Source organism: Noviherbaspirillum pedocola, assembly GCF_016632335.1.
Lineage (GTDB): Bacteria > Pseudomonadota > Gammaproteobacteria > Burkholderiales > Burkholderiaceae_D > Noviherbaspirillum_A > Noviherbaspirillum_A pedocola.
Genome location: NZ_JAEPBG010000031.1, coordinates 25,568 through 35,678 on the forward strand (window position 1 = coordinate 25,568; position 10,111 = coordinate 35,678).

A 10,111-nucleotide genomic window follows, 5' to 3' on the forward strand; every position below is an offset into this window, starting at 1 on the left:
GTGCACGCGGCACACGGTTTGCGCTCATCCGCGGCGCGGCGCCGATGGCCGGGACATGCCGGCCGAAAGTTTCACTGCTCCGCCGCCGCCATGCGCCGCGACACCTGCGGCAACAGCGAACCGACCACCATGCCCGCCATGCTCGCCAGTACGCCGACGAGCTGCGGCGGCCAGAAGCCTTCCGGCGCGACGACCTCGAGCGTGACCCAGGAGGCAAGGCCGAGCAGGATGGAAGCCAGCGCGCCCTGGCGGTTCGCGCTCTTCCAGTACAGGCCGAAGGCCAGTGGCACGAAGGCCGCCACCAGTGTGACCTTGTAAGCGTTCTCCACCATCTTGTAGATCGAGGAGCCGGTGTTCATCGCGAACACGGTGACGATGCCGGTGAAGATCAGCACCACGATGCGCATGGTCAGCAGGAATTGCCGGTCGCTCTGGCGCGGCAGCAGGCCCTTGAGGATGTTCTCGGTAAAGGTAACCGAGGGCGCCAGCAGCGTGGCGGAGGCGCAGCTCTTGATGGCCGACAGCAGCGCGCCGAAGAACATGACCTGCGCGATCAGGGGCACCTTGGTCATGATCAGCGTCGGCAGGATCAGCTGCGGATCCTTGTCGATCAAGCCTTCCACCATCTTCGGATCGATCAGCGTGGCCGAGTAGGCGAGAAACATCGGGATGAAGGCGAAGCAGAAGTAGAGCACGCCGCCCAGCACCGAGGCGTTGCCGGCGATGCGCTCGTTCTTTGAGGAAGATACCCGCTGGAATACGTCCTGCTGCGGTATCGAGCCGAGCATCATCGTGATCCACGCGGCGAAGAACCACAGCACCTCGCGCGGCTGCGCCGCCGGGAGCAGTTGCAGACGACCCGTGTCGGCCGCATGGGCGATGACCTGGCCGGCGCCCCCGGTCATGCCCGAGACTTCCCAGCCGATGTAGATCATGCCGATGACGATGATGATCATCTGCAGGAAGTCGGTAATGGCAACCGACCACATGCCGCCGAGCAGGGTGTAGAGCAACACGCTGGCCGCGCCGATGATCATGCCGGTTTCCATGGCGATCGCGCCGCCGGACACGACGTTGAATACCAGCCCCAGCGCCTTGATCTGCGCCGCGACCCAGCCGAGATAGGAAACCACGATGCACAGCGTCATCAGCACTTCGACCGCGCGGCCGTAGCGGTTGCGGTAGTAGTCGCCGATGGTGAGCAGGTTCATCCGGTACAGCGGTTTGGCGAAGAACAGGCCGACCAGGATCAGGCACAGCGAGGAACCGAAGGGATCGGCAATGACGCCGCGCAGGCCTTCCTTGACGAAGGTGGAGGAAATGCCGAGCACCGTTTCCGAGCCGAACCAGGTGGCGAACACAGTCGCCGTGACCACATACATCGGCAGCGAACGTCCGGCGACCGCGTAGTCCTTGGAGTTGCCGACATAGCGCGCGGCGTACAGGCCGATGCCTACCGACACGACCCAGTAAAGAATGACAAACCAGATGAGAGCGTTCATGAAATCGGACGAGGAACCGGGTTGGGCAGGTCTGCGGACGAGGGTGGAATCGGGTCAGTTCAGGGGTCGGTACGCTACGCAGGACGCGGGCGGATTTAACGGTTGCGCATTATTGCACACTATTTCCATGCGGGACGCGTAGGAAGGGAACCGGATCACCGCTTTTGCCACCTTCGATGTTCGCTTGTGTCGGAAGCGACGCCGCCGTCGGCGCGAGGACTCGATCGAAGACGGGCTGTGCTTGACGATGACTCTCGGTATACGGCTCGGCATGACTTTTCCGTCCCCAAACAAAAAGCGTTACCATGCGCGCTGCCTTAATTGAAAGACATCCCCTTCCTCATGAGCACCATCAAACCTGCTGAAGCGACTCCTCACGTCTATACCGCCGAGGAGAAGCGCAAGCGCATCTTTGCCGTCATGGCCGCATCGAGCGGCAACCTCGTCGAGTGGTTCGACTTTTATGTTTACTCGTTCTGCGCGCTGTATTTCGCGGCGGCCTTTTTCCCGAAGATGGACCAGACCGCGCAGTTGCTCAACACCGCCGGCGTATTCGCGGCCGGCTTCCTGATGCGTCCCATCGGCGGCTGGCTGTTCGGCCGTATCGCGGACCGGCGCGGTCGCAAGTTCTCGCTGGTGGTGTCGGTGATGATGATGTGCTTCGGCTCGCTGATGATCGCGTGCCTGCCGGTGTATGCCACCATCGGCGCCTGGGCACCTTTCCTGCTGCTGGTGGCGCGGCTGCTGCAGGGCCTGTCGGTCGGCGGCGAATACGGCACCACCGCAACCTATATGTCGGAAGTGGCGCTGCGCGGCCGGCGCGGCTTTTATTCCTCGTTCCAGTACGTGACCCTGATCGGCGGACAGCTGCTCGCCGTGCTGGTCGTGGTGATCCTGCAGGCCTTCCTGTCGGAAGCGGAGCTGAAGGCCTGGGGCTGGCGCATTCCTTTCGTGATCGGCGCCGCGACCGGCGTGGTGTCGATGATGCTGCGTCGCACGCTGCATGAAACCACCACCGCCGAAAGCCGCCAGAACAAGGAAGCCGGCAGCCTGGCCGGACTGTTCCGCCATCATGGCCGCGCCTTCTTCACCGTGGTCGGTTATACCGCCGGCGGCTCGCTGATCTTCTACACGTTTACGACCTACATGCAGAAGTACCTGGTCAACACCGCGGGCATGGACAAGAAGACCGCCAGCTATGTGATGACCGTCTGCCTCTTTGTTTACATGTGCCTGCAGCCGGTGTTCGGGGCGCTGTCGGACCGCATCGGCCGTCGCAACAACATGCTGCTTTTCGGCGTGCTCGGTGCCATCTTCACGCTGCCGATTCTTTCCGCGCTGGGAACGACCGTGAGTCCGGGCATCGCGATGGCGCTGATCATCGCGGCGCTGGCCATCGTCAGCCTGTACACGTCGATCTCGGGCATCGTGAAAGCCGAGATGTTCCCCCCCGAAGTGCGCGCGCTCGGCGTTGGTTTGGCCTATGCGGTGGGCAATGCCATCTTCGGCGGTTCGGCGGAATATGTGGCGCTGTATCTGAAGGACATAGGCCACGAGCCGGCCTTCTACTGGTATGTCTCGGCAATGATGGTGGTGGTGTTCCTGGTCAGCCTGCGACTGCCGCGTCAGGCGAGCTATCTGCATACCGACCATTGAAAGCCCAGTGGGCAGGCAGTATGCGAGCACTGCATCATCGCTGAGTCATCAGCAGGACAAGGCAGGTCGGGCGCAAGCCTCCTGCCTTTTTTCAGGCCCTGCGTTATATCTCGTCGTATATTACGGACTTTTCCTCTCGGACTCTGGCATGTCTCGGTTTCTGCTTCTCCCCATCGCTATGTGTTTTTGCTGCGCTGCGAGCGGCGCCGAGCTTGTGGTGTCCGCCGCGGCCAGCCTCGGCAATGCCTTCGCGGAATTGAAGCCGGCATTCGAGGCTGCGCATCCGGGCGCTAGCCTGAGTCTGAATCTCGGTGCATCCGGCGCGCTGCTGCAACAGATCGCCAAGGGCGCGCCGGCCGATGTGTTTGCCAGCGCGGATCAGGAAAGCATGGATACAGCGCAGCGGCGTGGACTGCTTGCCGCCGGCAAGCGCGTGAATTTCGCATCGAACAGCCTGGTGCTGATCGTGCCCGTTGGCGGCAAATGTCAGCCTGCGAATCTGGAACAACTGCTGCAAACCGCCTGTGGCCGCATCGCGATCGGCGTGCCGGGAAGCGTGCCTGCCGGCCGGTATGCCATGGCTGCGTTGGAGAGCGCCGGTTTGCGATCGGCGATAGAGCGCAGGATGATCGCGGCGCAGAACGTCAGGCAGGCGCTGGACTATGTCGCGCGCGGCGAGGTCGATGCCGGCTTCGTGTACGGAACCGATGCCGCGCTGCTGCGCGATCGTGTCCGGGTCGCATTCACCGTGCCGACGCCGCAGCGGATCCTCTATCCAGCCGCGCCGATTGCCGGCAGCGCCCAGGCGGCGCTGGCGCAAGCCTTCGTCGATTACCTGGTCTCGCCGGGCGCGCAGGCGGTCCTGGCGAAGTACGGCTTCGGCAAGCCCTGAAATGGAAGCCGCATGGATTGCGCTCGGACTGACGCTCAAGGTTGCCGGATGCGCGACGCTCATCAACCTGGTCGCGGGCGTGGCCGTCGGCTGGCTGCTGGCGCGCAAGCGCTTCTTCGGCAGCGAATTGCTCGACGCGGTGCTGACGCTGCCTATGGTGATGCCGCCGACGGTGCTCGGCTATTACCTGCTGGTGCTGCTTGGGCGCAATGGGCCGCTGGGACGTTGGCTGCTTCAGAACTTGGGCATCAATCTGATCTTTACCTGGCAGGGCGCCGTGATCGCGGCCAGCGTGGTAGCGTTTCCGCTGGTATTCAAATCGGCGCGCGCTGCGTTCGAAGCGGTCGATCCGCAATTCGAGCAGGCCGCGCGCGTGTTGCGTGTTTCCGAGACGGGCGTCTTCTTCCGCGTGACGTTGCCGCTGGCATGGCGCGGCATTCTGGCCGGCGTGCTGCTGGCTTTTGCCCGCGCGACCGGAGAGTTCGGCGCAACGCTGATGGTGGCGGGCAGCATCCCGGGCAAGACGCAGACGCTGTCGATCGCGGTCTACGAAGCGGTGCAGGCCGGGCAGGACGACCTGGCGAATTTCCTGGTGCTGGTGACTTCGGTGACCTGCATTGCCGTGCTGCTTGCGGCCGGGCGGCTGGTGCCGGGACGCATCGTTTCCCGACCGGGGAGGTAAGCGCATGATCTGGGATGTATCGGCGCAGAAGCTGTTGCGGCATGGACGCCGCAGCTTCACTCTCGATATCACCTTCGCCAGCGATGCCAGGCGCCTGGTGCTGTTCGGTCCTTCCGGCGCGGGCAAGAGTCAGACGCTGCAATTGCTGGCCGGCCTGTCATTGCCGGATGTTGGGCATATCCGCGTCGACGGACGCACGCTGTTCGACAGCGAACGCGGCATCGCGCTGCCGCCGCAGCAGCGCTCGCTCGCTTATCTGTTCCAGGACTACGCGCTGTTTCCGCATCTGACGGTGCTGCAGAACATCGCCTTTTCGCTACGCGCAGGCTGGCTCAATCCGGCCCGCGCGCTGAAGCATGAAGCAGTGGCGCGTTGGCTGGAGGCTTTCGAACTCGAGCCGGTTGCACATCAGTATCCGGCCCAGCTTTCCGGCGGTCAGCGCCAGCGGGTGGCGCTGGCGCGCGCGCTGGTGGCCGAGCCGCAAGCGTTGCTGCTGGATGAGCCATTTGCCGCGCTGGATCGCGCGCTACGGCTGCGTCTTCGTGCCGAGTTGCTCGAACTGCAGGCACGGCTCGGCATGCCGATGCTCCTGATCACGCATGACGAGGAAGACATTGCCTGCTTCGCGCAGGATGTCGTCCAGATTCGTGAAGGCCGCATCGTCGGTGCCGAGGCGATGCGGGTGGGGTAGGGTGGTCCGTCGGTAAGCCTGCCGCAGTGCCGTAGGGTGGGCAAAGCCCACGCGTATCGTCGATGACGTAAAACGCGTGGGCTGGCGCCCAGCCTACTCAGTTGTGACTGCTCACTCCTCGTGCTGCTGCGGCACCAGCGCCAGCAGATCCAGCGGCTGCAGTCCCGCCAGATCCTGCTCGGCATTGCCGGCAAAGGCGGCGCGGCTGGGCATGCGGTCCTTCAGGTAGGCACGGGCAACCATCTTCAGCGCTTCCTCGGTGCAGTTGAGCACGCCTTGGCGGAAGGCCTGGCGGATCTCTTTAGTGACCCCGAGCAGCTGCATCTGCCACGATTGCATCGCCTCATGGAAGGGCGTCTGCGGACGGTCGAGTTCGCCGATGACGCCGATGATGGCTTCCTCGATATGCTCGCGCTGCAGCGGCGTCTCCAGTACCCAATCGATCGCGCGCTCGAAGTCGCGATAGGTGCCGGCCAGCCGCGGGTCGCGATACGACAGCATCGTGAGCACGCCGGATTGCGGCGAATAGCGGGCGCGGCCGCCATAGGCTCCGCCTTCCTCGCGCAGCGCCTGGTGCAGCACGCCATTGGTCAGGAGGTTGGCCAGCACCGCGAGCGTCGGCGCATCCGGATGGCCCAGGCGCACGGTCGGCCAGCTCGCGAAGCAGTGGTTCACCTGCGCCGGCGCGACCAGGGCTACCTGAGCCAGCGATGGCGTGTCGGCCTGCGCCGTAGCGCCGTGGCGCGTGGCAAAGCCGTCTGCGCCCGGCACATCGATGGCTTCGGCAAGCCGGCGTCCATCCTCGCCTTCGCCGGCGCCAATGATGCGCACCGGGCAGGCCAGAATGCGCTGGTGCAGCGCTTCGAGTTGCCGGCTGATTTCGGCCAGACCTTCTTCGCTTTCGATGTTCTGCGCCAGGTCCGCATAGAAGCGCAGCGCATCCACGCCTTCGACCGCATTCTGGAAACGCTTGCGCGGCGACAGCGGCAGCTCGGCGGTGATCGCCGCGTACTGGTCGCCATGCTCGGCAATGCTTTGCGCCTGGTTCTGTACGATGCTGTCGATCAGGAAAGAGATGCGCTCGTCTTCATCGAAGCGCGGCGCGCGCACCGATTCCGACAGCAGCGCGGCGATGCCCTGCGCCTCCTCGCGCACATTCTTCGATGCGAACGACAGGCGGATCAGCAACGCCGGGCTCTCGCCCTCCGGCGCGACGCGTTCCTGCGCATCGAGATCGACCGCGAACGTGGGCGCAAGCTGCTGGCGCCATGCCGCGGCCGCAGCAAAGTCGCGATCGCCGACGCCGAGGTCGGGCAGCAGCGCGGCGTACAGGTCCAGCCATGGCCAGTCCGACGCCGGCAGCGCCGACAGGTCATACACCACGCGGCCGTAGCAAACCCCATTCGAGGCGATCGCCAGCGCAAGGCGTGTTCCGTCCGCCTGCGGCAGTGCATACAGCGGGCGCGGCGCCGGGCTGACATCTTCGGGACGGATGCGCGGCAGCAGCGCATTGTTCGCCGGCTGGCGCTGGCGCGCGAGCAGCGTTGCCGCGTCGGCGGCGATGCGCTCGCGCTCTTCCATCGTCAGCGCGCGCTCGCGCTCGGCCAGGCGCTGATTCTCGATTTCCTGGCGCGCTTCGAAATAGCGGGCGTCGGGAATGGTGGTGGTCGTCAGCAGCGTCGGCGCTTCCAGCAGGCGCCGGACCATGGAAGTGAAGAATGCCGGATCGCGGATCTCCGCTTCGAGCCGCTCGAAGGCGGGCTCGCTGTCGAAGGCCGCCATCACATCGCCGCCAGCCATTTCGAACGGCAGCGCCTGCAGCAGCTTGCGCATGCCATAGGGCAGATGTCCGCCCTGGATTTCTCGCTGATGAAAGCGCAGATTGCGCAGGGCCGCCTGCAACACTTCCTGCGGCACCCCTTCCTCGGCAGTGCGCTCCAGCGCCTCCCAGATGCGATTGCGCGCCAGCGTAGTCTGCTCCATCGTCAAGCCTTCCATTCCGAGATGGAACACCATCTGCCGGTGTCCCGAGTCCAGGCCGTTGAAGGCGGAAGGGCGGCCATAGCCCGCGCTTTCCATGGCCTGCATGAGCGGCGCCGAGGAGTCGCCCACCAGCCCGGACTCGAGCAGGTGCGCGCTGTAGTAGGCAAAGGCATCACTGCTTTCCTCCAGCAGCCAGGCCAGCTGGATGCCGTGCTCGTCCTGACGTGCGGTGGGCGAGGGCAGATGCAGCTGCTGCTCGCGCGGCCGGTCCCAGTAGGAAGCGAGCTCGGGCATGCGGCGCGGCGCGAAGCCGTCCAGCTTGTTCAGCACATGCTCGTTGATCACTTCCTGCACCCGGGCCGGATCGATGCGGCCCGAGGTCATGAATATGGCTTGCGACGGATGGTAGTGACTGGCGTGGAACTCGATCAGGTCCTGGTGGCCGAGCGAAGGAATATGCAGCGGATCGCCACCGGATTCGACTTCATAGGTGGTGCCGGAGAACAGCACTGTGTCCATGCCCTGGGCGAGCGCGCGCATTGGATCGGCGAACGCGCCCTTCATTTCATTGAATACCACGCCGCCATAGCCGAGCTTTCCTTCTTCAAGCGTATGTCGCCAGCCCTCCTGCAGGAAATCGAGATAGTCCAGGCGCGGAAAGAAGGCGGCATCGAGATAGACGCCGAGCAGATTGAAGAAATCGGCGTCGCTGGTGCTGGCGAACGGGTACACGGTGCGGTCCGGATAGGTCATCGCATTCATGTAAGTCGCGGTGGAGCGGCGCAGCATCGAGAAGAACGGGTCGCGAACCGGATAGCGCGCTGAACCGCATAGCGCCAGGTGTTCGAGGATGTGGGCGCGGCCGTCGCTCTTGTCGGGCACCGTCGGGAAGGCGACCAGGAACACCATTTCCGGGTCATCGGTTTCCAGGTGAATGTGGCGCGCGCCGCTGGCCGGATGCTGGTACTCCTTCAAGGTCGCATTCATCGCCTTGATGTTGCGTACGCGTTGCTCGATAAAACTCATCGTCGGTTCCAGGTGAGAAAAATGGTCCCAGCATGCTACTGGATATCCGGCAGCACTGCCGGGCGGCACGCGTGCGCTTTGCTTGCAGCCATGCCGGCGTCGCGGCATGGCTGGTGCGGCGTCAGTCGAAGAGGATCACGCCACGGGCATTGCGACCGGCGCTCAGGTCGGCGAAGGCCTGGGGCGCCTCGTCGATGCGATAAGTGCGGGTGATCAATTCATCCAGCTTAAGCCGATGGCTGCGATACAGGCCGATCAGGCGCGGAAAGTCCTGGCGCGGACGTGCTGAGCCGAAATAGCTGCCGGTCAGCGTCTTTTCGCCGAAGGTCAGTGTCGCAGTGCGAATCGAGGTCATGTCCTTTGGACTGGCAACGCCAACGACCACTGCCTTGCCGCCCTTGCCGAGCACGCCATAGGCTTGGGCTGCGATTTCGCCGAGTCCTACGCATTCGAAGGCGTAATCCGCGCCGCCTTCGGTGAGCTTGATGATGCTCTTGACCGGGTTCTCCTCGTTTTTGCTGTTGATAACGTGGGTTGCGCCGAACTGGCGCGCCATCTCGAGCTTAGCGTCCGAAGTGTCGACGGCGACGATCATGCGCGCGCCGGCGATAGCGCAGCCCTGGACTGCGTTAAGGCCGACGCCACCGCAGCCGAACACGACGGCGATCGAGCCGGGCTCTACCTGTGCGGTGTTGACCGCTGCGCCTACGCCGGTCATCACGCCGCAGCCTATCAACGCGGCCTTGTCCAGCGGCATCTGCTGATCGATTTTCACCACATTGTCGACGTGCAGCGTCGCGTATTCGGCCATTACGCCGCAGCCGGAGAAAATGTTCAGCGGCTTGCCGGTGGCGTCGCGCGTGCGCAGGCTTCCGTCGGGCAGGGTGGTCGCGGCTTTTGCGGCCTGGTCGCAAAGCTGAGGACGGCCAGTCTGGCAATAGCGGCACTTGCCGCACATGCTGACGAAGGAGCTGACGACATGGTCGCCTACCTTGTATTCGCTCACGCCATCGCCAACGGCAATGATTACCCCGGCGCCTTCGTGACCCAGGATGACTGGCGTCGGGAATGGGATCGTGCCATTCGTCGCCGAGAGATCGCTGTGACAAACGCCGCATGCGGCAAGCTTGATCATCACCTCGCCGCGTTGTGGCGGGTCGATAAGAATCTCTTCGACCACCACCGGCTGATTAACCTCACGGCAGACGACTGCTTTTGCCTTTTGCTGCATGTTCTCCTCCTTCCGCTGAGCGGATTGGTGATGCCTATTGATTAATGAATGAATGGCTTCGGGTTTTTACCTGATGATGTACGCGCTCGGCAAGGGCGCGGCTGACAGCGACCCATTTCCGCATTGCTTATCCAGTGCTGCTGCAACCCCGGCAAAAAACGTGTTTTTATGCTCGAAGACCTCTTGGCGTGGCGCGAAGTTCTGCAGTATGATTGCGCCCCTGTTCAGCGGGGCCGGGGATTAATTCCGGAGTTGCTGAAACAGGTTCCGGAGACGGAATCGAGTGCGAAGAAAAGCACTTGACGACGATAATGGAACACAGCATAATCTCGCTTCTCTGCTGCTGACGAACACGACGCTTCGCAGCGCTGACCGAAAGGTCGGGGCAGACAGGATTCAGTTCTTTAACAAGCAACAGCCGATAAGTGTGGGCACGATATCAGATGCG

General features: G+C 63.6%; 7 protein-coding genes. 4 read left to right on the plus strand and 3 right to left on the minus strand.

Annotated features, from left to right (window positions below; translation table 11 throughout):
• Window positions 1-71: 71 nt before the first annotated feature.
• The gene (locus JJB74_RS30470) at window positions 72-1,502 is read right to left on the minus strand and encodes a sodium:solute symporter family protein (RefSeq protein ID WP_200598328.1); all 1,431 of its coding nucleotides are present in this window, start codon (window positions 1,500-1,502) and stop codon (window positions 72-74) included.
• A gap of 342 nt (window positions 1,503-1,844) precedes the next feature.
• Here JJB74_RS30470 and JJB74_RS30475 point away from each other — a divergent pair, with 342 nt between their 5' ends.
• The 4 genes from JJB74_RS30475 to JJB74_RS30490 all read left to right on the plus strand — a co-directional run bounded on the left by JJB74_RS30475 (window position 1,845) and on the right by JJB74_RS30490 (window position 5,423).
• Window positions 1,845-3,158 (plus strand): MFS family transporter, encoded by a 1,314-nt coding sequence (locus tag JJB74_RS30475; protein ID WP_200598329.1) that lies wholly within the window; start codon window positions 1,845-1,847, stop codon window positions 3,156-3,158.
• Between the two features lie 217 nt (window positions 3,159-3,375).
• Window positions 3,376-4,050, plus strand: coding sequence for a molybdate ABC transporter substrate-binding protein (gene modA, locus JJB74_RS30480; RefSeq protein ID WP_325170200.1), 675 nt, complete (start codon window positions 3,376-3,378; stop codon window positions 4,048-4,050).
• Between the two features lies 1 nt (window position 4,051).
• Window positions 4,052-4,732, plus strand: a complete 681-nt coding sequence (gene modB / locus JJB74_RS30485) for a molybdate ABC transporter permease subunit (RefSeq protein WP_200598331.1) — start codon at window positions 4,052-4,054, stop codon at window positions 4,730-4,732.
• Between the two features lie 4 nt (window positions 4,733-4,736).
• Window positions 4,737-5,423 (plus strand): ATP-binding cassette domain-containing protein, encoded by a 687-nt coding sequence (locus JJB74_RS30490; RefSeq protein ID WP_200598332.1) that lies wholly within the window; start codon window positions 4,737-4,739, stop codon window positions 5,421-5,423.
• A 111-nt stretch (window positions 5,424-5,534) separates the two neighbouring features.
• Here the strand turns inward: JJB74_RS30490 and JJB74_RS30495 are convergent, their stop codons facing one another.
• Both JJB74_RS30495 and JJB74_RS30500 read right to left on the minus strand, forming a co-directional pair.
• Window positions 5,535-8,432 carry an insulinase family protein gene (locus tag JJB74_RS30495; RefSeq protein ID WP_200598333.1) on the minus strand — a complete coding sequence of 966 codons (2,898 nt, stop codon included), beginning with the start codon at window positions 8,430-8,432 and terminating at the stop codon, window positions 5,535-5,537.
• Between the two features lie 121 nt (window positions 8,433-8,553).
• Window positions 8,554-9,663, minus strand: a complete 1,110-nt coding sequence (locus tag JJB74_RS30500; RefSeq protein WP_200598334.1) for a zinc-binding dehydrogenase — start codon at window positions 9,661-9,663, stop codon at window positions 8,554-8,556.
• Window positions 9,664-10,111 lie beyond the last annotated feature (448 nt).

What these genes read in the sequence shown, in the direction of transcription:
- JJB74_RS30470 (WP_200598328.1), bottom strand. Translation starts at nt 1,502, where the DNA reads ATGAACGCTCTCATCTGGTTTGTCATTCTTTACTGGGTCGTGTCGGTA.
- JJB74_RS30475 (WP_200598329.1), top strand. Translation starts at nt 1,845, where the DNA reads ATGAGCACCATCAAACCTGCTGAAGCGACTCCTCACGTCTATACCGCC.
- modB (WP_200598331.1), top strand. Translation starts at nt 4,052, where the DNA reads ATGGAAGCCGCATGGATTGCGCTCGGACTGACGCTCAAGGTTGCCGGA.
- JJB74_RS30490 (WP_200598332.1), top strand. Translation starts at nt 4,737, where the DNA reads ATGATCTGGGATGTATCGGCGCAGAAGCTGTTGCGGCATGGACGCCGC.
- JJB74_RS30495 (WP_200598333.1), bottom strand. Translation starts at nt 8,432, where the DNA reads ATGAGTTTTATCGAGCAACGCGTACGCAACATCAAGGCGATGAATGCG.
- JJB74_RS30500 (WP_200598334.1), bottom strand. Translation starts at nt 9,663, where the DNA reads ATGCAGCAAAAGGCAAAAGCAGTCGTCTGCCGTGAGGTTAATCAGCCG.